27 protein-coding genes are annotated in these 22,774 nt (G+C 72.8%); 23 read left to right on the top strand and 4 right to left on the bottom strand.

What is annotated here, in order from left to right; all coding sequences use genetic code 11:
* Positions 1–105 precede the first annotated feature (105 nt).
* The 4 genes from ACFTXQ_RS31635 to ACFTXQ_RS31620 are packed head-to-tail and all read left to right on the top strand — an operon-like array spanning position 106 to position 3,949.
* Positions 106–1,419 (top strand): NYN domain-containing protein, encoded by a 1,314-nt coding sequence (locus tag ACFTXQ_RS31635; RefSeq protein ID WP_382647514.1) that lies wholly within the window; start codon positions 106–108, stop codon positions 1,417–1,419.
* Positions 1,420–1,447: 28 nt separating this feature from the next.
* The gene (locus tag ACFTXQ_RS31630; protein ID WP_382647511.1) at positions 1,448–2,485 is read left to right on the top strand and encodes an ABC transporter ATP-binding protein; all 1,038 of its coding nucleotides are present in this window, start codon (positions 1,448–1,450) and stop codon (positions 2,483–2,485) included.
* On the top strand, positions 2,482–3,270 hold the full coding sequence (locus tag ACFTXQ_RS31625; protein ID WP_382647508.1) for an ABC transporter permease: 789 nt from the start codon (positions 2,482–2,484) through the stop codon (positions 3,268–3,270). Before ACFTXQ_RS31630 ends, ACFTXQ_RS31625 begins: the two co-directional genes overlap by 4 nt.
* 49 nt (positions 3,271–3,319) lie before the next feature.
* On the top strand, positions 3,320–3,949 hold the full coding sequence (locus ACFTXQ_RS31620; RefSeq protein ID WP_382647505.1) for a hypothetical protein: 630 nt from the start codon (positions 3,320–3,322) through the stop codon (positions 3,947–3,949).
* A 153-nt stretch (positions 3,950–4,102) separates the two neighbouring features.
* Here the strand turns inward: ACFTXQ_RS31620 and ybaK are convergent, their stop codons facing one another.
* From ybaK to ACFTXQ_RS31605, 3 genes are read right to left on the bottom strand one after another with little or no spacing between them, the layout of a single operon-like run.
* Positions 4,103–4,597 (bottom strand): Cys-tRNA(Pro) deacylase, encoded by a 495-nt coding sequence (ybaK, locus tag ACFTXQ_RS31615; protein ID WP_382647502.1) that lies wholly within the window; start codon positions 4,595–4,597, stop codon positions 4,103–4,105.
* Between the two features lie 3 nt (positions 4,598–4,600).
* Complete coding sequence (locus ACFTXQ_RS31610; RefSeq protein WP_382647499.1) at positions 4,601–5,338, bottom strand: LON peptidase substrate-binding domain-containing protein; 738 nt, start codon at positions 5,336–5,338, stop codon at positions 4,601–4,603.
* A 34-nt stretch (positions 5,339–5,372) separates the two neighbouring features.
* Positions 5,373–6,974: an oxidoreductase gene (locus ACFTXQ_RS31605; protein WP_382647496.1), complete on the bottom strand. Its 1,602-nt coding sequence runs from the start codon at positions 6,972–6,974 to the stop codon at positions 5,373–5,375.
* 124 nt (positions 6,975–7,098) lie between these two features.
* Between ACFTXQ_RS31605 and hisD the strand changes: the two genes are divergently transcribed.
* The 8 genes from hisD to hisF are packed head-to-tail and all read left to right on the top strand — an operon-like array spanning position 7,099 to position 12,812.
* Positions 7,099–8,421, top strand: a complete 1,323-nt coding sequence (gene hisD / locus ACFTXQ_RS31600) for a histidinol dehydrogenase (protein WP_382647494.1) — start codon at positions 7,099–7,101, stop codon at positions 8,419–8,421.
* The gene (locus ACFTXQ_RS31595; RefSeq protein ID WP_382647491.1) at positions 8,418–9,530 is read left to right on the top strand and encodes a histidinol-phosphate transaminase; all 1,113 of its coding nucleotides are present in this window, start codon (positions 8,418–8,420) and stop codon (positions 9,528–9,530) included. The genes hisD and ACFTXQ_RS31595 overlap by 4 nt, the downstream gene beginning before the upstream one ends.
* Complete coding sequence (gene hisB, locus ACFTXQ_RS31590; RefSeq protein WP_030155936.1) at positions 9,527–10,120, top strand: imidazoleglycerol-phosphate dehydratase HisB; 594 nt, start codon at positions 9,527–9,529, stop codon at positions 10,118–10,120. The genes ACFTXQ_RS31595 and hisB overlap by 4 nt, the downstream gene beginning before the upstream one ends.
* A 2-nt stretch (positions 10,121–10,122) precedes the next feature.
* The gene (locus ACFTXQ_RS31585; protein WP_382647488.1) at positions 10,123–10,290 is read left to right on the top strand and encodes a hypothetical protein; all 168 of its coding nucleotides are present in this window, start codon (positions 10,123–10,125) and stop codon (positions 10,288–10,290) included.
* On the top strand, positions 10,287–10,931 hold the full coding sequence (gene hisH, locus ACFTXQ_RS31580) for an imidazole glycerol phosphate synthase subunit HisH (protein WP_382647486.1): 645 nt from the start codon (positions 10,287–10,289) through the stop codon (positions 10,929–10,931). The genes ACFTXQ_RS31585 and hisH overlap by 4 nt, the downstream gene beginning before the upstream one ends.
* Complete coding sequence (gene priA / locus ACFTXQ_RS31575) at positions 10,931–11,674, top strand: bifunctional 1-(5-phosphoribosyl)-5-((5-phosphoribosylamino)methylideneamino)imidazole-4-carboxamide isomerase/phosphoribosylanthranilate isomerase PriA (RefSeq protein WP_382647483.1); 744 nt, start codon at positions 10,931–10,933, stop codon at positions 11,672–11,674. The genes hisH and priA overlap by 1 nt, the downstream gene beginning before the upstream one ends.
* Positions 11,671–12,060, top strand: a complete 390-nt coding sequence (locus tag ACFTXQ_RS31570; RefSeq protein WP_382647479.1) for a RidA family protein — start codon at positions 11,671–11,673, stop codon at positions 12,058–12,060. Before priA ends, ACFTXQ_RS31570 begins: the two co-directional genes overlap by 4 nt.
* On the top strand, positions 12,057–12,812 hold the full coding sequence (gene hisF, locus ACFTXQ_RS31565) for an imidazole glycerol phosphate synthase subunit HisF (RefSeq protein ID WP_382647476.1): 756 nt from the start codon (positions 12,057–12,059) through the stop codon (positions 12,810–12,812). Before ACFTXQ_RS31570 ends, hisF begins: the two co-directional genes overlap by 4 nt.
* Before the next feature lie 100 nt (positions 12,813–12,912).
* Here hisF and ACFTXQ_RS31560 read toward each other — a convergent pair whose 3' ends face one another.
* Positions 12,913–13,545 carry a TIGR03085 family metal-binding protein gene (locus ACFTXQ_RS31560; RefSeq protein WP_382647473.1) on the bottom strand — a complete coding sequence of 211 codons (633 nt, stop codon included), beginning with the start codon at positions 13,543–13,545 and terminating at the stop codon, positions 12,913–12,915.
* Positions 13,546–13,637: 92 nt separating this feature from the next.
* Between ACFTXQ_RS31560 and hisI the strand changes: the two genes are divergently transcribed.
* The 11 genes from hisI to lgt all read left to right on the top strand — a co-directional run bounded on the left by hisI (position 13,638) and on the right by lgt (position 22,481).
* Entirely contained in the window at positions 13,638–14,006 is a 369-nt protein-coding gene (gene hisI, locus ACFTXQ_RS31555; RefSeq protein ID WP_382647470.1) for a phosphoribosyl-AMP cyclohydrolase, read from the top strand.
* Positions 14,007–14,021: 15 nt separating this feature from the next.
* On the top strand, positions 14,022–15,512 hold the full coding sequence (locus ACFTXQ_RS31550) for an anthranilate synthase component I (RefSeq protein WP_382647467.1): 1,491 nt from the start codon (positions 14,022–14,024) through the stop codon (positions 15,510–15,512).
* 14 nt (positions 15,513–15,526) lie between these two features.
* Positions 15,527–16,165 (top strand): TIGR02234 family membrane protein, encoded by a 639-nt coding sequence (locus ACFTXQ_RS31545; RefSeq protein WP_382647464.1) that lies wholly within the window; start codon positions 15,527–15,529, stop codon positions 16,163–16,165.
* 103 nt (positions 16,166–16,268) lie between these two features.
* Positions 16,269–16,520 (top strand): HGxxPAAW family protein, encoded by a 252-nt coding sequence (locus ACFTXQ_RS31540; protein WP_382647461.1) that lies wholly within the window; start codon positions 16,269–16,271, stop codon positions 16,518–16,520.
* A gap of 51 nt (positions 16,521–16,571) precedes the next feature.
* Positions 16,572–17,042, top strand: coding sequence for a DUF2752 domain-containing protein (locus ACFTXQ_RS31535; protein ID WP_382647458.1), 471 nt, complete (start codon positions 16,572–16,574; stop codon positions 17,040–17,042).
* A 172-nt stretch (positions 17,043–17,214) separates the two neighbouring features.
* A complete protein-coding gene (gene trpC, locus ACFTXQ_RS31530; protein WP_267089202.1) occupies positions 17,215–18,024 on the top strand; it encodes an indole-3-glycerol phosphate synthase TrpC in 810 nt (269 codons plus the stop codon).
* A gap of 9 nt (positions 18,025–18,033) precedes the next feature.
* Positions 18,034–18,246 (top strand): tryptophan biosynthesis modulator TrpM, encoded by a 213-nt coding sequence (gene trpM, locus ACFTXQ_RS31525; RefSeq protein ID WP_382647456.1) that lies wholly within the window; start codon positions 18,034–18,036, stop codon positions 18,244–18,246.
* Positions 18,247–18,438: 192 nt separating this feature from the next.
* On the top strand, positions 18,439–19,680 hold the full coding sequence (gene trpB / locus ACFTXQ_RS31520; RefSeq protein WP_382647453.1) for a tryptophan synthase subunit beta: 1,242 nt from the start codon (positions 18,439–18,441) through the stop codon (positions 19,678–19,680).
* On the top strand, positions 19,677–20,492 hold the full coding sequence (gene trpA / locus ACFTXQ_RS31515; RefSeq protein WP_382647451.1) for a tryptophan synthase subunit alpha: 816 nt from the start codon (positions 19,677–19,679) through the stop codon (positions 20,490–20,492). Before trpB ends, trpA begins: the two co-directional genes overlap by 4 nt.
* Before the next feature lie 95 nt (positions 20,493–20,587).
* A complete protein-coding gene (locus tag ACFTXQ_RS31510) occupies positions 20,588–21,496 on the top strand; it encodes a DsbA family protein (protein WP_382647449.1) in 909 nt (302 codons plus the stop codon).
* Between the two features lie 97 nt (positions 21,497–21,593).
* Entirely contained in the window at positions 21,594–22,481 is an 888-nt protein-coding gene (gene lgt, locus ACFTXQ_RS31505; RefSeq protein ID WP_382647446.1) for a prolipoprotein diacylglyceryl transferase, read from the top strand.
* Positions 22,482–22,774 lie beyond the last annotated feature (293 nt).

Genomic DNA, 22,774 nt, shown 5'->3' with positions numbered 1-22,774 from the left:
CAAAAGATCCGCCACGCCGATGATCGAGTTCCGGCCGTCAACACCCTTGCGGTCGGGCAGACTCGGGGGACCGCCGCATCACACAGAGGATCCCCAGGGAAGAGGGTGGAACGCGTGGACCGCTGCGTCGTCCTGGTGGACGCCGGCTATCTGCTGGGCGCCGCCGCGAGCCTCCTCGCAGGGGAGCCCTCACGCTCCCGCATCACCGTCGACCATGCCGCCCTCATCCACGGCCTGCGCGAGCGGGCCGAGGCCGACACCGAGCAGCCCCTGCTGCGCATCTACTGGTTCGACGGCGCACCCGACCGGGTGCCCCAGCCCGAGCACCGGCGGCTGCGCGTCATGCCCCGCGTCACCGTCCGCCTGGGCGCCCTGACCCGCAGCGACGGCCGCTGGGCGCAGAAGGGCGTCGACGCCGCCATGCACGCCGAGCTCACCGAACTCGCCCGCAACCGCGCCTGCTCGGACGTCGTACTGGTCACCGGCGACGGGGACCTGCTGCCCGGCCTGATGTCCGCCAAGGAACACGGGGTCGCCGTCCACCTGTGGGCCGTCCAGGCCGCCGACGGGGACTACAACCAGTCCGAGGACCTCGTCGCCGAAGCCGACGAACGCCGCGTCCTCGACCGCGCCTGGATCACCCGGGCCGTCCGCGCCAAGGACCTCACCGGGCTGTGCTCCCCGCCGCCCGCGCCGCGCCCCGACATCGCCGCGATCCTCTCCGCCCCGCTGCCCGAGGCCGCGCTCGCCGAGGCCGCCCGCAACGGCGCGGCCACCGCCGGGGAAGAGGAGACGGACGGCGTCCCCGTACCCGCTCCCGCCACCGGCGGGGGCCGCAGCGTCCCCACGCCCAAGGACCTCGCCGGCGCCCTGCGCGCACCCGGCCAGCAGGCCGGACCGCCGCCCGCCGCGCAGAACGGCGGCCAGCCCCCGGCCGGCAGCGCCCTGCGCTGGTCCTCCGACAAGGGCTGGATCGACCGGCCCGGACCCCTCGGCGAACCCGCCGAGACCGCCTCCCTGCCCACCCTCGCCCAGCTCACCAGCGCCGAACAGCGCTGGGCCGACCGGGAGGAGGACATCACCACCGTCGGCGGGGACCCGTTCGAGGTGGGGCAGGTGTTCGCCCGGCGCTGGATGGAACGGCTCCCCGAGACCGTGCACCTGCAGAAGCTGGCCACCATGTACCCGCGCATCCCGCACCGGATCGACGGCGAGCTGCTGCGCTACGCCGCCCGGTTCGGGCTGCTCGCGCACAAGGACGACCAGATCGACGAGCACGACCGCTACGCCATCCGCGCCGGATTCTGGCGGGAGATCGACGTCCGGGCCGCCGCCGAGCACGTCGCCGCCGTACCGGCCGCCGCGCCCGGAGCGGTGCCCGCCGCGCCTCCCGCCCCGGCCACCCCGGCGGCCGAGTAGGGGCGGAAGCCGCGTAGGCTGCTCCCTCGTGAGTACGGGCACAGCACAGGCGCAGGACAGTACGGCGGCGGCCGCGGGAGCAGCCTCCGACGTCGTCTGCCAGGTGCGTGACCTGGTCAAGACGTACCCCGCGGTACGGGGTCGGCGCGGGGCCCCCGCCCTGCCCGAGACCCGCGCCAACGACGGGGTCTGCCTCGACGTGCGGCGCGGCGAGATCTTCGGCCTGCTCGGCCCCAACGGCGCCGGCAAGTCCACCCTGGTCCGCCAGCTCACCGGGCTGATGCGGCCCGACGCCGGCTCCGTGACCCTGCTCGGCCACGACCTCGTACGCCACCCCGAGCGGGCGGCGCGCCTGCTGGCCTACCTCGGGCAGGAGTCCACCGCCCTGGACGAGCTCACGGTGGCGCTGGCCGCCGAGACCACCGGGCGGCTGCGCGGGCTCGGCGTACGGGAGGCGCGGGCCGCGCGTGACGCCGTACTGGAGGAGCTCGGGCTCACCGCGCTCGCCGGGCGGCCCCTGAAGAAACTTTCCGGCGGGCAGCGCAGGCTCGCCTGCTTCGCCGCCGCACTGGTGGGCGAGCGGCCCCTGCTGGTCCTCGACGAACCCACCACCGGCATGGACCCCGTGGCCCGGCGGGCGGTGTGGTCGGCCGTGGACCGGCGCCGCGCGCGGCACGGAGCCACCGTCCTGCTCGTCACGCACAACGTCATCGAGGCCGAGACCGTCCTCGACCGGGTCGCCGTCATCGATCAGGGCCGGGTCATCGCCTGCGATACCCCGGCCGGGCTCAAGGCCAGGGTCTCCGGCGAGGTCCGGCTGGAACTCGTATGGCGTGAGGCGGCCCCGGAGGGTGTGCCGGAGGTCGAGGCGCTGCGCGCCCACGCGGTCGAGTCCGGGCGCCGGTGGGTGCTGAGGATGGGGCCGGACGACGCACGGGCCGCGGTCGCCGCGATCACCGGCGGGCCGGCCTTCGCCGCGCTCGACGACTTCACACTGGCCACGCCGAGCCTGGAGGACGTGTACCTCGCGCTCGGCGGCAAGACGAACGGGCTGGTGAAGTCGTGACCACCGCTGCCGTGGGCGCCGGGTGCGCTCCCGCCGAGCTGGCTCCGAAGGCGCGGCTCCTGCCGGCGCTCGCCGCCGTCTACCGGGCGCAGTTGTCCCGGGCGCGGGTGGCGCGGATCCCGCTGCTGTTCGTGGCCACCTTCCAGTCCGTCGGGATCATGATCCTGATGCGGGGGGTGGTGGACGGGGGTTCCGAGGCCCGGGCCGTCGTGGCCGGCTCCTCCGTCCTCGTCGTCGCCTTCGTCGCGCTGAACCTGCTCGCGCAGTACTTCGGGCAGCTGCGGGCGGGCGGCGGGCTCGACCACTACGCCACCCTGCCGGTGCCGCCCGCGTCGGTGGTGCTGGGCGCGGCCGCCGCGTACGCCTCCTTCACCCTGCCGGGGACGCTGGTCACGGCGGTGTTCGGGTGCGTGCTGTTCGGGCTGCCGATGGGCGGGCTGTGGATCCTGGCCGCGGTGGTGCCGCTGGCCGGGGCCGCGCTGGCCGGACTCGGCGCGGCGCTGGGGCTGCTGGCGCCGCGGCAGGAACTGGCCACGCTGGCCGGGCAGCTCGGCATGTCGGCGGCGCTGCTGCTGGGCGTGCTGCCGCCCGAGCGGATGCCGGAGGTGATCGTGTGGGCGCGGGACCTGCTGCCGTCCACGTACGGCGTGGAGGCGTTCGCGCGGACCTTCGCGCCCGATCCGGACTGGGCTGAGGTCGCCTTCGACCTCGGGGTGTGCGGGGTGGTCGGGGTCCTCTCGCTGGCCGTGGCGACCTGGGCGTACCGGCGGGCCGCGGTCCGCTGACGCCGCGGCCGGGCGACACCCGTCGTTCGGGACCTGGCACGATGTGGGGGTGACCGAAGCCGTGACCCCGCCGATCCCGCCGTCTCCCTTCGACCCCCTCGGGCCCCCGCCGGAGAAGATCACCCCGGTGGACATCCGTGACGGGGCCGCCATTGCCCTGGTCGTGGGGGTGGCCGGTCTGCTCCTCGGGGCGCTGTGGGCATGGCTGGCGCCCCGGGTGCAGTACGTCTCCAACGGGGAGTCGGTGTTCCTGCGCAACAGCGAGGGCGAGGCCCGGATCGGGGCCGACGGAACCTTCTTCCTGCTGGCGGTGGGGCTCGGGCTGCTGAGCGGGGTCGGCGCGTTCCTGTGGCGGCGGCGCGGAGGTGTGCCGGTGGTCATCGGGCTGGCCCTCGGGTCCGGCTTCGCCGCGCTGGTGGGGTGGCGGTTCGGGCTGTGGCTGGGGCCGTCCACGGACCTGGTGGCCGCCGCGCTGAAGGCGGGCAAGGGGGTTCCGTTCGACGCACCGCTCCAGCTGCTGGCGCACGGGGCGCTGCTGGCCTGGCCGATGGTCGCCGTCCTGGCCCACCTCGGCCTCACGGCCCTGTGGACCCCCGCCGACCCGGCCCCCGCCAAGGACTGGCCGGGCGTCTACCCGCCCCCGCACGTCCACGCCACCCCGGAACCCCCGCGCCCCTAGCCTCCGGCGGGGCTGGATGTCCTCCTCGGCCGGGTGGGTCGCTGCGGCTCACGGCGCGGGGCTCCGCCCCGTACCCCGCGCCTCAAACGCCGGCGGGGCTGGATTTTGCCTGATGCCGCCTGCCTGGTGCGGCTGGATTGCCCGCAGGGCAAGTCAGGAGCGGGCGACGGGGGCCAGCACGGCCCCGGTGAGGGTCGCCAGGTCCGACGGGGACAGCTCTACCTCAAGGCCGCGGCGGCCGGCCGAGACGCAGATCGCGGCGTGCGCGGAGGCCGAGGCGTCCAGGACCGTACGCAGCCGCTTGCGCTGGCCCAGCGGGGAGATGCCGCCCAGGACGTAGCCCGTGGTGCGTTCCGCGACGGCCGGATCCGCCATCACCGCCCGCTTCCCGCCGACCGCGGAGGCCAGGGCCTTCAGGTCCAGCGAGCCCGAGACCGGGACCACCGCCACCGTCAGGACCCCGTCCACGTCCGCGACGAGCGTCTTGAAGATCTGAGCCGGCGACATGCCCAGGGCCTGCGCCGCCTCCTCGCCGTACGAGGGGTGCGACGGGTCGTGCTCGTACGCGTGCGTCGAGAACGGGACGCCCGCCGCCGTGAGGGCGACGATCGCCGGGGTTCCGGACGCCTGCTTCGTCTTCTTCGCCATCTGTCAGTTCGGGCTCGTCGGGGCACGGGTCAGGTCCACCGCCGGCAGCGACGGGAGGTGGCGGATCACGGCCGTCTCCGCGCGCAGCAGCTTCAGCTCCTCCGCCAGGCGCGTCGCCGTGTCCGGTGCCTGCAGGAGCCGCTGCTTCGACGGGATGTCCAGCACCGCGGCCGCCGCCACCAGGTACGAGACCACCGACGGCTCGTCGGGGAGGTCCGCGCCCGTCAGGGAGCGTTCGCGGGCTCCGGCCAGCCGCTTCTGGTACGTGCGGAACGCCCGCAGCACCCCCTCGGCCAGCGCCCCCGCGCCCTCGCCCGCGTCCTCCGGGAGTTCCTCCAGCTCCGCCGTGAGGTAGGGCCCCGAGGCGTCGACCGACAGCAGCCGGACCCGCGTCGTGCCGGTGGCCAGGACCTCGAAGCTGCCGTCCTCCCGCTCCCGGATCGTCGCCGCGTCCGCGATGCAGCCCACCCGGTGGAAGGCCTGGACCGGGTCCGAGCCGAAGCCCGCGGCCGGGCCGCGCTCGGGCAGGGCCGTCTGGTCCGGCAGGCCGGGCGCCGTCGGCGCGACCTCCCGGCCGTCGCGGATGGCGACGACCGCGAAGCGGCGCGGCTCCTCCTCGCCCGACTTCAGCAGCTCGCGCATCATGGCGCGATAACGCTCCTCGAATACGTTCAGCGGGAGGACGAGTCCCGGGAACAGCACCGAGTTAAGCGGGAAGAGGGGCAGGCGAACGGTGGTCACGAGGCACAGGGTAGTGGCCCGGCGGCCGACCCCGTCACCCCCGCCTCAGCAGCCGCGACGCGCCCGCCGCCACCGTCGTGGCCAGGATCCATCCCAGGATCACCAGGCCCGCCGCCCCCCACTGCCAGCCGCCCTCCACCTTCCACTGGCCCTGCTGGCCGAGGTCGATCACCGGCAGCAGCAGGTCCAGGGCGTACAGGGTGGCGTTCCACTGCGGGTGCTCGTCCTCCTTGATCGGCGGCGGCTCGTGCCGGGAGAAGAGCAGCGCGCCCGCCGCCCACAGCACCACCATCCACAGCGCGGCCCGGCCCGGCCGGTAGCCGTAGACCACCGTCCAGTCCTGGAGGTAGCCCCACGCCTTGGCCGCCGGCGACAGGGTGGCCCGGCGGCGCCGCTGCTTCGCCAGCAGGACCTCCCGGGCGTCCGCGTCCTCACCGCTGGCCCGCAGGACCGCGGCGAGGCGCTCGTAGGGCTCCGGGGAGTACTCCACGGTCGCCGACTCGACCCAGGCCAGCCGCCGCGCCAGCGGGAAGTGACCGCGGGGCGCGAGGTTCTCGTAGACGAAGCCCTCGATGGAGACCCCGCCCGGGCCGGGCCAGCTGGTGGAGGTGTCCACGAGCTTGACCACCTTGGCGCCGGACACCACGACCCGCCCCCGCTCCGGCCGCTCGCCCACGAAACGGAACTCCGGGGTCTGGATCCGGCGCAGGGAGATCTCCTGGTCGTCGGTGAGCACGAAGCGCGCCCCGAAGAAGTCGATGGCGTCGCCGAACCGGCCGTCGTCCAGCCGCAGGCCGCCCCGGCACTCGAAGCGCTGGGCCCGCTGACCGCGCGTCGGCGTCTGGCCCAGCCCGTACGGGGGAGTGGAGGAGCCCGAGCCGCTTCCGGGGACGTAGTCCAGCGCGATCGAGGTCAGGTACAGCGTCCGCTCGACCGTCAGCTGCGGGGCGTTCAGCGCGTGCCGCCCGTACGGATTGCGCAGGCGGGCCCCGCGCAGGTTCATCGACACGCCGACCTTCGCCCCGCGCAGGCTCACCTCCCCGTACGTCTCCAGCAGCTCGCCCTGGAAGTCCTGCGCCACCGACATACCGTCGGCGGTGATCGCCCGCCCCTTGGTGTCCTTCTGCACCACGGCCTGGCTGATCAGCAGGTCGGTGCCGATCTGGGCGTCGGTCAGCCGGATGCCGCGAGAGACCCGGCAGCGCGGCATGTGCAGATCGCCCTCGGTGTGCAGGCGGGCCGCCTCCACCCGGGGTATCGCGCAGTTGATCAGGCGCAGCGTGCCGAAGCGGGTCTCGGAGAGCTGCACCTCGCTGTCGAAGCGGCAGGACTGGAGCTCCACGTACGGGCTCACGATGCCGCCCGACAGGTCGAGCCGGCCGGTGATCCGGACGCCGCGCAGCTTGAGGGAGGCCACCCGGCCCGGCACCGGCGGCGGCCCGTGGAGCAGCAGCAGGGCCACGACGCCCGCGCGGACGCTGCGCTCGGGGCCCCAGACGTGCTCGCCGTGCGGATCGTCCCGCTCGGCGGAGCGGACGCCGAGGTCGCAGACGCTGCCCGTGCGGTACGCCTCCCACATGCGGTGCTCGGCAGCGGTGAGATCCGCCGGTTCCTCGCCCGCGCGTGCCTCGGTCATGGCGGCCCCCCTCCGCTCCACGTACGTGTAGATCAAAGCTATCGGGGGCCTGTGACATCCGGGGCGTGTATCAGCCAGTGATACGGGCGAACGGTGGCGGTGGGCGGTCTGAGAGAATTGGGGAGTGATCTCTCGTATCGACCTGCGCGGTGACGCCCTCCCCGAGGGTGGCGCCCTGCGCGATCTGCTGCCCCGTGCCGAGTTCGACGTAGAAGCTGCCCTGGAGAAGGTGCGGCCCATCTGCGAGGACGTCCATCATCGTGGCACGGCGGCGCTGATCGAGTACGCGCAGAAGTTCGACGGGGTGACGCTGGAGCAGGTCAGGGTGCCCGCCGAGGCGCTCAAGGCCGCCCTGGAGCAGCTCGACCCTGCCGTACGCGCCGCCCTCGAGGAGTCGATCCGGCGCGCCCGGATCGTGCACCGGGGCCAGCGCCGCAGCGAGCACACCACCCAGGTGGTCCCCGGCGGCACGGTGACCGAGAAGTGGGTTCCCGTGGAGCGCGTGGGGCTGTACGCCCCGGGCGGCCGCTCGGTGTACCCGTCCTCCGTCGTGATGAACGTCGTACCGGCGCAGGAGGCGGGCGTCGAGTCGATCGCGCTCGCGTCCCCGCCGCAGGTCGACTTCGACGGTCTGCCGCACCCGACGATCCTCGCCGCCTGTGCGCTGCTGGGCGTCGACGAGGTCTACGCCGCGGGCGGTGCCCAGGCCGTCGCGATGTTCGCGTACGGCACGGAGGAGTGCGCCCCGGCGAACATGGTGACCGGCCCCGGCAACATCTGGGTCGCCGCCGCCAAGCGCTACTTCACCGGGAAGATCGGCATCGACACCGAGGCCGGACCGACCGAGATCGCGGTCCTCGCGGACTCCACGGCCGACCCGGTGCACGTCGCCGCCGACCTGATCAGCCAGGCCGAGCACGACCCGCTGGCCGCCGCCGTCCTCGTCACGGACTCCGAGGAGCTGGCCGCCGCCGTCGAGAAGGAGCTGGAGCCGCAGGTCGCGGCCACCAAGCACGTCGAGGACCGGATCAAGCCGGCCCTCGCGGGCAAGCAGTCCGCGATCGTGCTGGTCGACAGCCTGGAGGACGGCCTCAAGGTCGTCGACGCGTACGGCGCCGAGCACCTGGAGATCCAGACCGCCGACGCCGCCGCCTGGGCCGCCCGCGTCCGCAACGCCGGCGCGATCTTCGTCGGCCCGTGGGCCCCGGTCTCGCTCGGCGACTACTGCGCCGGGTCGAACCACGTGCTGCCCACCGGCGGCTGCGCCTGCCACTCCTCGGGCCTGTCCGTGCAGTCCTTCCTGCGCGGCATCCACATCGTCGACTACACGCGCGACGCCCTCGCCGAGGTCACCCACCACGTGGTGACGCTGGCCGAGGCCGAGGACCTGCCCGCGCACGGCGCGGCCCTCAAGGCGCGCTTCGGCTGGAAGGTGCCGACCGTATGACGACCATCGGCATCGACGACCTCCCCATCCGGGACGAACTGCGCGGCAAGTCCCCCTACGGCGCCCCGCAGCTCGACGTGCCCGTCCAGCTGAACACCAACGAGAACCCCTACGAGCTCCCCGCGGAGCTCGTGGCGCGGATCGCTGAGCGGGTGGCCGAGGCCGCCCGCACCCTCAACCGCTACCCCGACCGGGACGCGGTCGAGCTGCGCACCGAGCTCGCCGCCTACCTCACCCGCACCGGCAAGCACCCGGTCGCCATGGAGAACGTCTGGGCCGCCAACGGCTCCAACGAGGTCCTCCAGCAGCTGCTCCAGACCTTCGGCGGTCCGGGCCGCACCGCGATCGGCTTCGAGCCCTCGTACTCGATGCACGCGCTCATCGCGCGCGGCACCGGCACGGGCTGGATCTCCGGCCCGCGCCGCGAGGACTTCACGATCGACGTGGAGGCGGCCGAGCGGGCGATCGCGGAGCACGCGCCCGACGTCGTCTTCATCACCTCGCCCAACAACCCCACGGGTACCGCGGTCGAGGCGGGCACCGTCCTCGCCCTCTACGAGGCCGCGCAGGCGGCCAAGCCGTCCCTGGTCGTCGTGGACGAGGCGTACGTGGAGTTCAGCCACCGGGACTCGCTGCTGCCCCTCATCGAGGGCCGGCCGAACCTGGTGATCTCCCGGACCATGTCCAAGGCCTTCGGCGCCGCCGGTCTGCGCCTGGGTTACCTGGCCGCGCACCCCGCCGTGGTCGACGCCGTCCAGCTGGTGCGCCTGCCGTACCACCTGTCGGCCGTCACCCAGGCGACCGCGCTGGCCGCCCTGGAGCACACCGACACCCTGCTCGGCTACGTCGAGCAGCTCAAGGCCGAACGGGACCGCCTCGTCACCGAGCTGCGGGCCATCGGCTACGAGGTCACCGAGTCCGACGCGAACTTCATCCAGTTCGGGAAGTTCGCGGACTCCCACACCGCCTGGCAGAAGATCCTCGACCAGGGCGTCCTGGTCCGGGACAACGGCGTACCGGGCTGGCTGCGGGTCACCGCGGGCACCCCGGCCGAGAACGACGCGTTCCTGGAAGCGGTTCGCGCACTGAAGAAGGAGCAGCACGCATGAGCCGCATCGGACGGGTCGAACGGACCACGAAGGAGACCTCGGTCCTCGTCGAGATAAACCTCGACGGCACGGGCAAGGTCGACGTCTCGACGGGCGTGGGCTTCTACGACCACATGCTCGACCAGCTGGGCCGCCACGGCCTCTTCGACCTCACGGTCAAGACGGACGGCGACCTGCACATCGACAGCCACCACACCATCGAGGACACCGCCCTCGCGCTCGGCGCCGCCTTCAAGCAGGCCCTCGGCGACAAGGTCGGCATCTACCGCTTCGGCAACTGCACCGTGCCGCTCGACGAGTCCCTCGCCCAGGTGACCGTCGACCTGTCCGGCCGCCCCTACCTCGTGCACACCGAGCCCGAGAACATGGCGCCGATGATCGGCGAGTACGACACCACGATGACCCGGCACATCTTCGAGTCCTTCGTGGCGCAGGCCCAGATCGCGCTGCACATCCACGTCCCGTACGGCCGCAACGCCCACCACATCGTGGAGTGCCAGTTCAAGGCCCTCGCCCGCGCCCTGCGGTACGCCGCGGAATTCGACCCGCGCGCGGCCGGAATCCTTCCCTCCACGAAGGGCGCGCTCTAACCGTGACCGGTCTTTCGACCATCCTGATCGTCGTCGGCCTCTTCCTGGCCGGCGGCGTCTACTCCTTCCAGAAGCAGCAGATGCCCAAGTCGGTCGTCATCCTGCTCGCCATCGGCTCCGCGATGTGCCTGTTCGCCGGAGTCCTGCGGATCCAAGGAATCTGGGCATGAGCGCAGCCACCAAGACCGTCGTGGTCTTCGACTACGGCTTCGGGAACGTCCGCTCCGCCGAGCGCGCCCTCGCGCGCGTCGGCGCGGACGTCGAGATCACCCGCGACTACGACAAGGCCATGGACGCCGACGGACTCCTCGTCCCCGGCGTCGGCGCCTTCTCCGCCTGCATGCAGGGCCTCAAGGACGTCCGCGGCGACTGGATCATCGGCCGCCGCCTCTCCGGCGGCCGCCCGGTCATGGGCATCTGCGTCGGCATGCAGATCCTCTTCGAGCGCGGCATCGAGCACGGCGTCGAGACCGAGGGCCTGGACGAGTGGCCCGGCACGGTCGGCCCCCTCAAGGCCCCCGTCGTCCCCCACATGGGCTGGAACACCGTCGAGGCGCCCGCCGACAGCCAGGCCTTCGCCGGCCTGGACGCCGACGCCCGGTTCTACTTCGTGCACTCCTACGCGGCGCACGACTGGAACCTGGAGGTCACCAACCCCGTCATCCGCGCCCCCAAGGTCACCTGGGCCACCCACGGCGAGCGCTTCGTCGCGGCCGTGGAGAACGGGGCCCTGTGGGCCACCCAGTTCCACCCGGAGAAGTCCGGCGACGCCGGAGCCCAGCTCCTCACCAACTGGATCGAGACCCTCTGATGACTTCGACTTCGACGCAGAAGACGCTCGAGCTGCTCCCCGCGGTCGACGTCCGCGACGGACAGGCCGTCCGCCTCGTGCACGGGGTGTCCGGCAGCGAGACCTCCTACGGCTCCCCGCTGGACGCGGCCCTCGCCTGGCAGCGCTCCGGCGCCGAATGGCTGCACCTGGTCGACCTGGACGCCGCCTTCGGCACCGGCGACAACCGCGCCCTGGTCGCCGAGATCACCCGCGCCATGGACATCAAGGTCGAGCTGTCCGGCGGCATCCGCGACGACGCCACGCTCGCCGCGGCCCTCGCCACCGGCTGCACCCGCGTCAACCTCGGCACCGCCGCCCTGGAGACCCCCGAGTGGGCCGCCAAGGCCATCGCCGAGCACGGCGACAAGATCGCCATCGGCCTCGACGTGCGCGGCACCACCCTCAAGGGGCGCGGCTGGACCAGCGAGGGCGGCGACCTCTACGAGACCCTCGCCCGCCTCGACTCCGAGGGCTGCGCCCGCTACGTCGTCACCGACATCGGCAAGGACGGCACCCTCACCGGCCCCAACCTGGAGCTGCTGAAGAACGTCTGCGCCGCCACCGACCGGCCCGTCGTCGCCTCCGGCGGCATCTCCTCCCTCGACGACCTGCGGGCGCTGTCCGAGCTGGTCCCGCTGGGCGTCGAGGGCGCGATCGTCGGCAAGGCCCTGTACGCCAAGGCCTTCACCCTGGAAGAAGCCCTGAAGGTGGTCTCCGCATGAGCCCCTCCGACGCCGTACGCCGGATCTCCTCCGGCGGCCCCTACGAGGACGTGATCGCCTACTCCCGCGCCGTGGCCCTCCCCAACGGGCTGGTCCTCGTCTCCGGCTGCACCGCGGCCGACGCGGGCGGCCCGTACGACCAGACGGTCAAGGCCTTCGAGGTCGCCTTCAAGGCCCTGGCCGAGGCCGGCCTCGGCCCGGAGGACGTGGTCCGCACCCGGATGTACCTGACGCACGCCCGGGACGTGGACGAGGTCGGCCGCGCCCACAAGACCCTCTTCGACGCCGTCCGCCCCGCCGCCACGATGATCATCGTGTCCGGTTTCGTCGACCCCGGCATGGTCGTCGAGGTGGAGGTCGAGGCGTTCAAGGCGGTGACGGCATGAGCCTGTCCGTACGCGTGATCCCCTGCCTGGACGTGGACAACGGCCGGGTCGTCAAGGGCGTCAACTTCCAGAACCTGCGGGACGCCGGCGACCCGGTGGAAATGGCCAAGCTGTACGACGCCGAGGGCGCCGACGAGCTGACCTTCCTCGACATCACGGCGTCCTCCGGGAACCGCGAGACCACCTACGACGTGGTCCGCAGGACCGCCGAGCAGGTCTTCATCCCGCTGACCGTGGGCGGCGGGGTCCGCACCGCGGACGACGTGGACAAGCTGCTGCGGGCCGGTGCGGACAAGGTGGGGGTGAACACGGCCGCCATCGCCCGCCCCGAGCTGATCCAGGAGATCGCGGAGCGGTTCGGGCGGCAGGTGCTGGTGCTGTCGGTCGACGCGCGCCGGACCGCCTCCGGGTCCTTCGAGGTCACCACGCACGGCGGCCGCAAGGGCACGGGCATCGACGCGGTCGAATGGGCGCACCGGGCGGCCGAGCTGGGGGCGGGGGAGATCCTGCTCAACTCCATGGACGCCGATGGCACCAAGGACGGCTACGACGTGGAGATGATCGCGGCGGTCCGCAAGCACGTCACCGTGCCGGTGATCGCCTCGGGCGGGGCCGGGAAGCTGGAGCACTTCCCGCCGGCCATCGCGGCCGGGGCCGACGCGGTTCTGGCCGCCTCGGTGTTCCACTTCGGCGACCTCCGCATCTCCGAGGTCAAGACCGCCCTCCGCGAAGCGGGCCACCCGGTCCGCTGACGCTCGGCTTCCTGGGGCTCCGCCCCAGACCCCGCGCCTCAAACGCCGGCGAGGCTGGAATTGCGCTTCGCGCAATCCAGCCCCGCCGGCGCTGCAGCCGCTAAATGCCCAGCTTGGCCGCAGTCAGCTCGGCCACGGCCGACTTCTCGCCGTCCAGCGTGACATCGGCGGCGGCCTGCCGCCCGAAGCAGAACAGGGTCAGCTCGCCCGGCTCGCCGGTCACCGTCACCACCGGGGTGCCGCGGTGGGCAACCGCCGTCTGGCCGTTCGGGCGGCGCAGGACCAGGCCCACCGGCGCGCGCCGGCCCGTCAGGCGGGCGAGTTTCTCCAGCCGGGACCACAGCGCGTCCGAGAACACCGGGTCCAGCTCCCGCGGGGACCAGTCCGGCTGGGCCCGCCGCACGTCCTCCGCGTGGACGTAGAACTCCACCGCGTTCGCGGCCTCGTCGATCTGCTTCAGCGAGTAGACCGACATCTTCGGCGGGCCGGTGCGGATCAGCTGGATGAGCTCCTCGTACGGCTTGGCCGTGTACTCCTCCATCGCCTTGTCCAGGCGGGCCTTCAGCACGTTCAGCAGCAGGCCCCCCGCCGCGTCCGGGCGCCGCTCCCGGACCACCACGTGCGCCGCCAGTTCCCGGCAGGTCCAGCCGTCGCACAGCGTCGGCGCCTCCGGCCCGGCCGCCTCCAACAGGTCCGCCAGCAGCAGTCGTTCGCGCTTCGCATGGGTAGACATGCGGGCCAGCCTACGGCCGGATCACGCCGCGTGCCTGCTCATCAGGCGGACAGTGATCCGTATCCGGCTTTCCCGCCCGGCACAATGGCCGCATGAGTACGTCCCCCCGCCCCGGCAACCTCGACCCCGCCATCGCCGCGCGCCTCAAGCGCTCCGCCGACGGCCTGGTACCGGCCATCGCCCAGCAGTACGACACCGGTGAGGTGCTGATGCTGGGCTGGATGGACGACGAGGCCCTGCACCGCACCCTGACCACCGGCCGCTGCACCTACTGGTCCCGCAGCCGCCAGGAGTACTGGGTGAAGGGGGGTACTTCCGGCCACTTCCAGCACGTGAAGTCCGTCGCCCTCGACTGTGATGCCGACACCGTGCTCGTCAAGGTCGACCAGGTCGGAGCCGCCTGCCACACCGGCGCCCGCACCTGCTTCGACGACGATGTCCTCCTCCGCGACGCAGACTAGGTAGGGTCCCACGCCATGGATCTTGAGACGTTCCGCAAGCTCGCGGCCGACCGCCGCGTCATCCCCGTGAGCCGCAAGCTGCTGGCGGACGGGGACACTCCCGTCGGGCTCTACCGCAAGCTGGCCGCCGAACGCCCCGGCACCTTCCTGCTGGAGTCCGCCGAGAACGGCCGCTCCTGGTCCCGGTACTCCTTCGTCGGCGTACGCAGCGACTCGACGCTCACCGTCAAGGACGGCCAGGCGCACTGGATCGGCACCCCGCCCGTCGGCGTGCCCACCGGCGGTGACCCGCTCGACGCCCTGCGCGCCACCGTCGAGGCCCTGCACACCCCGCGCGACCTCGCGGGCGGCATGCCCCCCTTCACCGGCGGCATGGTCGGCTACCTCGGCTACGACATCGTGCGCCGCCTGGAGCGCATCGGCGAGCACACCACCGACGACCTGCAGCTGCCCGAGCTGACCATGCTGCTCACCTCCGACCTGGCGGTCCTCGACCACTGGGACGGCACCGTCCTGCTCATCGCCAACGCCATCAACCACAACGACCTGGACACGGGCGTGGACGAGGCCTACGCGGACGCCGTGGCGCGCCTCGACGCCATGCAGGCCGACCTCGGGCGGCCCGCCCCGTACGCCCCGTCCGTGCTGCCCCCCTCCGAGCTGCCGGAGTTCTCCGCGCTGTGGGGCGGCGAGAAGTACCAGGACGCCGTCGAGGACATCAAGGAGCGGATCCGGGCCGGCGAGGCCTTCCAGGTGGTGCCCTCGCAGCGGTTCGAGACCCCCTGCGACGCCTCCGCGCTCGACGTCTACCGGGTGCTGCGGGCCACCAACCCGTCCCCGTACATGTACCTCTTCCGCTTCGAGAACGGCTTCGACGTGGTCGGCTCCAGCCCCGAGGCGCTGGTCAAGGTCGAGGACGGGCGGGCCATGGTCCACCCCATCGCCGGCACCCGGCACCGCGGCGCCACCCCGCAGGAGGACCACGACCTCGCCGAGGAGCTGCTGGCCGACCCCAAGGAGCGCGCCGAGCACCTGATGCTCGTCGACCTGGGCCGCAACGACCTCGGCCGGGTCTGCGAGCCGGGATCGGTGGAGGTCGTCGACTTCATGTCGATCGAGCGGTACTCCCACGTCATGCACATCGTGTCCACCGTGACGGGGCGCGTCGCCGAGGGGAAGACCGCCTTCGACGTGCTCACCGCCTGCTTCCCGGCCGGCACCCTCTCCGGCGCGCCCAAGCCGCGCGCCATGCAGATCATCGAGGAACTGGAGCCCTCCCGCCGCGGCCTGTACGGCGGCTGCGTGGGCTACCTGGACTTCGCCGGGGACTCCGACACGGCCATCGCCATCCGCACCGCGCTGCTGCGCGACGGCACGGCGTACGTGCAGGCCGGCGCCGGTGTCGTCGCCGACTCGGTGCCCGAGCTGGAGGACCAGGAGTGCCGCAACAAGGCGGCCGCCGTGCTGCGCGCGGTGGGAGCGGCGAACCGCCTCCACCGCTCCTGACGGCGTAGGGGATAGTGGGGTACGTGAGTGCCGTACCCCCGCCCCGAGCCGATGCCGAGACCCCCGAGAGCAAAGGCGGCCGCCGCAGCGTGGCCGTCGCCCTGCTGCTCGGCACGCTCGGCGCCACCGTCGTCCTGCTCGCCTCCGGCCGGATCTGGGCCCGGGGCACCACCGCCTTCGGCGGCGACTCGCTGGCGCTGACCGCGGACGGGCGGGCCGTCACCGGGCTTCCCGCTGCCCTGGCGATCGTGGGGCTCGCCGCCCTGGTCGCCGTCTTCGCCGTACGCGGCAAGGGCCGGCTGCTGGTGTCGGGGCTGCTGGCGGCCAGCGGCCTGGGCGCGGCGCTGACCGCGCTCTTCGCCGACGACGGCCGACGGGCCCTGGACGCGGAGGCCGCCCGTACGACCGCGGACACCGCGGCCCAGGTGGCGGGGCTGACCCACACGGCGTGGCCGTACGTCACCGCCGCCGGCGCGGTCCTGATCCTGGCCGCCGGGCTGCTGGCGCTGCGCTTCGGCCGGAGCTGGCCGGCGATGGGCGGCCGCTACGAGCGCGACGGCAGCCCGCGCCCCCGCAAGGCCGCGGTGGTGGACCCGGACCGGCCGGAGGACCTGTGGAAGGCCCTGGACCGGGGCGAGGACCCGACCCACTGAGCCGACCGGCCGACCCCCCTGGACGGCAGGGTCGCCTGGTGCGGGACAATGACACCGAGCATTCGACACAGCATGTGCGACAGAGCAAAACGAGGAGCAACTCATGGCGGGCACTAGCCACGGACACACCCCGGCCGCCTGGACCGGTGTCATCATCGCCTTCATCGGTTTCTGCATCTCCGGCGCCTTCATGGTGCTCGCGAACCCGTGGGGCTTCTGGGCCGGTCTCGTCGTCGTCGCGATCGGCGGTGTCGTCGGCATGGCGATGAAGGCCGCCGGCATGGGTGCGCCGAAGCCCGAGCACGAGGACCTCGCCGAGGTCATCGCCGCCTCCAAGGTCCCCGCCAAGGCCTGACCGGCAGCGAGGTTCCGAAAGGCGCGGCCCGGTCGGGCTGCGCCTTTTGTCATGAGCGGAGAGAATCGCCCGGTGGACCCCTCCAGCACTTCCGATGTCGTCCCGCCGCCGGCGGTGCCCGCCTCCCGGGCCCGGCGGCTGGCCGCCCCCGCGCTCACCCTGGCCGCGGCCGTCGCCGCCTTCGCGTACGTGGGGGCCGTGGACCCGAACGAGCCGGGCCACTACCCGGTCTGCCCGCTCTTCCGGCTGACCGGAATCCTGTGCCCCGGATGTGGTGGTCTGCGCAGCGCGCACGCGTTCGCCCACGGCGATCTGACCACAGCTTTCGGGGCAAATGCCCTCGCCGTCGCCGGCTACTTCGTCTTCGCCGGTTTCATGGCCCTGTGGCTGGTTAGGGCCTTCCGGGGCGGGCCCGCCCCCCGGTTCGTACTGCGGGCGCCGTCCTGGTGGGCGATCGGCGCCGTGACCCTGGTTTTCGCCGTTGTCCGGAATCTTTCTTTCGGTTCCGCGCTGGCCCCCTGAGGCCCGTATTCAGGCCGAATGAAGCCCCGATTCCGAATGTCCAGTTACTGGGACGGCGTCAACCGCGTGCGGAGGCCAAGGCCACCTGCGGATACCATTTGATTGCCGACCTTGCAGTTGTACGTGTCTGCAAGGCGGCCGACCGTCATCGACCCGGAAGGGGGCCGCTCGCGTGAGTGTGCTCGACGAGATCATCGAAGGGGTCCGCGAAGACCTTGCCGAACGGCAGGCCCGCGTGAGCCTCGACGAGCTCAAGGAGCGTGCCGCCAAGGCGCCCCAGGCCAAGGACGGCGTCGCCGCACTGCGCGGTGACAGCGTCAAGGTGATCTGCGAGGTCAAGCGCTCCAGCCCGTCCAAGGGCGCGCTGGCCGCGATCGCGGATCCGGCCGGGCTCGCCGCCGACTACGAGGCGGGCGGTGCGGCGGTCATCTCCGTCCTCACCGAACAGCGCCGCTTCGGTGGCTCGCTGGCCGACCTGGAGGCCGTCCGCGCCCGCGTGGACATCCCGATCCTGCGCAAGGACTTCATCGTCACCGCGTACCAGCTGTGGGAGGCCCGCGCCTACGGCGCCGACCTCGCGCTGCTGATCGTCGCGGCCCTGGAGCAGGAGGCCCTCGTCTCCCTCATCGAGCGGGCCGAGTCCATCGGCCTCACCCCGCTCGTCGAGGTCCACGACGAGGAGGAGATCGAGCGGGCCGTCGCCGCCGGCGCCAAGATCATCGGCGTCAACGCCCGCAACCTCAAGGACCTCAAGGTCGACCGCTCCACCTTCGAGCGGATCGTCGGCGAGATCCCGCCCCACATCGTCAAGGTCGCCGAGTCCGGCATCCGCGGGCCGCACGACCTGATCGCCTACGCCAACGAGGGCGCCGACGCCGTCCTGGTGGGAGAGTCCCTGGTCACCGGCCGCGACCCGAAGGCGGCCGTGGCCGACCTCGTCGCCGCCGGCGCCCACCCCGCCCTGCGCCACGGGCGGAGCTGACCCGTCCCCATGACCCACGACCGCCCCTCCGTCCGCACCCGCCCCGGCCGCCCCGGCCAGGCCGGCGTGCCGACGGCGCACGCGCCCCTGGCGCGCGGCTGCCGCCCCCGCGGCTGCCGCGCCCCGGCCCGGCGCGTGCACGGGCGGCGGGTCCGGTACGTGATCGGCTCCGAGCCCGGACAGGTCAACGGCATGCGATGGCGCCGCGGAGGCGCGCTGTAACGAGGAGCCCCGCGCGGCGGCAGTGCCGCGGCGTGCTCCCGTACGGCCCGACGCCCGGGCCGACCGGCTCCGGGCGCGGGCCGACCCGTACCGTACGAGCGGCATCCCCCAGCGGGGTGTGCGCTCGTCTTGCGGGCGGCGCAATACGGTGAATCCACCCGGCCGTACATCGCACCTGTAGGAGCACTGGACATGTCCAGCGAGTTCTTCATTCCGGACCCGGAGGGTCACGTCCCCAACGCCGAGGGTTACTTCGGCGACTTCGGCGGCAAGTTCATCCCGGAGGCGCTCGTCGCCGCCGTGGACGAGGTCGCCGTCGAGTACGAGAAGGCCAAGGGCGACCCGGCCTTCGCGGCCGAGCTCAACGACCTGATGGTCAACTACACGGGCCGGCCCAGCGCCCTCACCGAGGTGCCCCGGTTCGCCGAGCACGCGGGCGGCGCGCGGATCTTCCTCAAGCGCGAGGACCTCAACCACACCGGCTCGCACAAGATCAACAACGTGCTGGGCCAGGCGCTGCTCACCAAGCGCATGGGCAAGACCCGCGTCATCGCCGAGACCGGCGCCGGCCAGCACGGCGTCGCCACCGCCACCGCCTGCGCCCTCTTCGGCCTCGAGTGCGTCATCTACATGGGCGAGATCGACACCCAGCGCCAGGCGCTGAACGTCGCCCGCATGCGCATGCTGGGCGCCGAGGTCATCGCGGTGAAGTCCGGCTCCCGGACGCTGAAGGACGCCATCAACGAGGCGTTCCGCGACTGGGTCGCCAACGTGGACCGCACCCACTACCTCTTCGGCACGGTCGCCGGCCCGCACCCGTTCCCGGCGATGGTCCGCGACTTCCACCGCGTCATCGGCGTCGAGGCCCGCCGTCAGATCCTGGAGCGCGCCGGCCGGCTGCCCGACGCCGTCGCGGCCTGCGTCGGCGGCGGATCCAACGCCATCGGCCTCTTCCACGCCTTCATCCCGGACACCGACGTCCGCCTGGTCGGCTTCGAGCCCGCCGGGCACGGCGTCGAGACCGGCGAGCACGCGGCCACGCTGACCGCCGGCGAGCCCGGGATCCTGCACGGCTCCCGCTCGTACGTCCTCCAGGACGAGGAGGGCCAGATTACCGAGCCGTACTCCATCTCGGCCGGTCTGGACTACCCGGGCATCGGCCCGGAGCACTCCTACCTCAAGGACAGCGGCCGCGGCGAGTACCGCGCGGTCACCGACGACGCCGCGATGCAGGCCCTGCGCCTGCTCTCCCGTACGGAGGGCATCATCCCGGCGATCGAGTCGGCACACGCCCTCGCCGGTGCGCTCGACCTGGGCAAGGAGCTGGGCAAGGACGGCCTGCTGGTCGTCAACCTGTCCGGCCGCGGAGACAAGGACATGGACACGGCCGCCCGCTACTTCGGGCTGTACGACGCCGAAGGGGAGTCGAAGTGAGCAAGGGCAACATCGGGCTGCTGAGCGACACCCTCGCCAAGGCGAAGTCCGAGGACCGCGCGGCCCTCGTCGCCTACCTGCCCGCGGGCTTCCCGACCGTCGACGGCGGCATCGAGGCGGTCAAGGCCGTCATCGCGGGCGGCGCGGACGTGGTCGAGGTCGGCCTCCCGCACAGCGACCCGGTCCTGGACGGCGCGATCATCCAGACCGCCGACGACATCGCCCTGCGCGGCGGCGTCAAGATCGCCGACGTGATGCGCACGGTCCGCGAGGCCCACGAGGCCACCGGGGCCCCGGTCCTGGTGATGACGTACTGGAACCCCATCGACCGCTACGGCGTCGAGCGGTTCACCGCCGAGCTGGCGGCGGCGGGCGGCGCGGGCTGCATCCTGCCCGACCTGCCGGTCCAGGAGTCCGCGCTGTGGCGCGAGCACGCGGACAAGCACGGTCTGGCGACCGTCTTCGTCGTGGCCCCCAGCAGCAAGGACGCGCGCCTGGCCACCATCACGGCGGCCGGCTCCGGCTTCGTCTACGCCGCCTCCCTCATGGGCGTCACCGGCACCCGCGAGTCGGTCGGCAACGAGGCCCAGGCACTGGTCGGGCGCACCCGCGCCACCACGGACCTCCCGGTCTGCGTCGGCCTCGGCGTCTCCAACGCCGCCCAGGCCAAGGAGGTCGCCGCCTTCGCCGACGGGGTGATCGTCGGCTCCGCCTTCGTGAAGCTCCTGCTGGACGCGCCGGACCTGCCCGCCGGGCTGGAAGCCGTACGGGCGCTGGCGGGCGAGCTTGCGGAAGGCGTACGCAGGTCCTGACGCCGGGCGGGCCCGCGTAGGGGTTCTGTAGCCCGATCGGGTGGAAGTGGGAGCAGGGGGGCACGCGAGTGCCTCCCTGCTTCGTTTGGCCGAACGTGAGCGAGAAGAACGACGGTGCGAACCGCGAAGCGAAACGATCGGCCCGCGAGCGACTTGCCGTGGAGCGCGAGCGGCAGAAGTCCCGGGACAAGCGACGCAGGACCCTCCTCGTGGCGTCGGCGGTGGTCGGGGTCCTCGGCCTGGCCACCGTCGTCGGCGTGATCGCGGCCAACACCGGCAAGGGAGACAAATCCGCCAAGGAGGGCCCGGTGGTCGCGCCCTCCGGGGCCACCGGCAAGGACGCCCTCGCCATCCGCACGGGCAAGGACGAGGCCAAGTCCACCCTGACCGTGTGGGAGGACTTCCGCTGTCCCGCCTGCAAGGCCTTCGAGGACAACTACCGCACCACCATCCACGACCTGGAGGCCAAGGGGCTGCTCAAGGTCGACTACCACCTGGTCACGCTCATCGACGGCAACATGGGCGGCAGCGGATCCCTCAAGGGCGCGAACGCGGCGGCCTGCGCGCAGGACGCCGGAAAGTTCTCCGCCTACCACGACGTCCTCTTCCAGAACCAGCCGCAGGAGGTCGACGACGCCTACGCCAAGAACGCCAGGCTGCTGGAACTGGCCGGCAAGGTGGACGGGCTCGACACCCCGGCGTTCCGCTCGTGCGTCGAGGGCGGCACCCACAACAGCTGGGTGGCCAAATCGCAGGAGGCCTTCCGCGCCGGAAAGTTCCGGGGCACGCCGACCGTGCTGCTCGACGGCAAGGACATCTTCTCCGACCAGGCCAATCCGCTGACCCCGCAGAAGCTGAAGGAGCAGGTGGAGGGCGCGGGCAAGGGCGCGTCCGGCGCCCCGGCGGCGAAGTCCTCCGCATCGGCCACCCCGTCGGCCTCGCCGTCGGCGCGGGGGTCGAAGTCACCCTCGAAGAGCGGATCGGCGGGCGCGGGGGAGGGCTGAGAGGGGCCGGGGCCCGTGCACCCATGTGTGGATTTGGTTTCGGCTTGCCGGGCGGGTTGCGATCTGCACCGCCCGGCAGGGTAGCGTCGGGTCTGCCATGGACATTGCTTACATCCCCAGTCCGTCGACCGGCGTGATCCATCTCGGACCGATCCCGCTCCGCGGCTACGCGTTCTGCATCATCATCGGCGTCTTCGTCGCAGTCTGGCTCGGCAACAAGCGCTGGATCGCGCGCGGCGGAAAGCCGGGCACGGTCGCGGACATCGCCGTGTGGGCGGTGCCGTTCGGCCTTGTCGGCGGTCGCCTCTACCACGTGATCACCGACTACCAGCTCTACTTCGGCGAGGGCCGGAACTGGGTCGACGCCTTCAAGATCTGGGAGGGCGGCCTCGGTATCTGGGGCGCGATCGCGCTGGGCGCGGTGGGCGCCTGGATCGGCTGCCGGCTGCGGGGCATCCCGCTCCCGGCCTGGGCCGACGCCCTGGCCCCCGGCATCGCGCTGGCCCAGGCCTGCGGGCGCTGGGGCAACTGGTTCAACCAGGAGCTGTACGGCCGGGCCACCGACGTGCCGTGGGCGCTGGAGATCAGCGAGGGCCCGAACCGGGTCGCGGGCACCTACCACCCGACGTTCCTGTACGAGTCGCTGTGGTGCATCGGCGTCGCGCTGCTGGTCATCTGGGCCGACCGCCGCTTCAAGCTCGGGCACGGGCGGGCGTTCGCGCTGTACGTCGCCGCGTACTGCCTGGGCCGGGGCTGGATCGAGTACATGCGGGTCGACGAGGCGCACCACGTGCTGGGGCTGCGGCTGAACGTGTGGACCGCGATCGTGGTCTTCGTGCTGGCGGTGGTGTACCTGGTGCTGTCGGCGAAGCTGAGGCCTGGGCGCGAGGAGGTCGTGGAACCGGAGGGGGACCCGGCTCCGGCCGCTGCCGACGCCGCCCCGGAGCCGGAAGGGGCCAAGGCCCCGGAGGCGAAGAAGCTCTGACCCCGGGGTCCCCGCTCCTCAATCGCCGGAGCGGCTGGATGTGCCGGGTCCGGCGCCGTTGCCGGGGGCCAGCCCCCGGACCCCCGCGCCTCAAACGCCGGCGGGGCTGATTTTGCCTCCGGCGGCGCCTCAAACGCCGGCGAGGCTTGTTTTGGCCCCGGCTTGCGCTGCAGGCTGAGGTCGGGCAGATCCAGCCTCGCCGGCGTTTGAGGCGCGGGGTGCGGGGCGGACCGCCGGATATTGACCCGCAGCCTGGAGCACATTCAGCGTCGCCTGGGTTAGAGGCGCGAGAG

Source organism: Streptomyces sp. NPDC057010, assembly GCF_042673805.1.
Taxonomy (GTDB): Bacteria; Actinomycetota; Actinomycetes; order Streptomycetales; family Streptomycetaceae; genus Streptomyces.
Note: the sequence above shows the minus strand (reverse complement) of the source record. Positions and strands in the feature narration are given on the sequence as shown.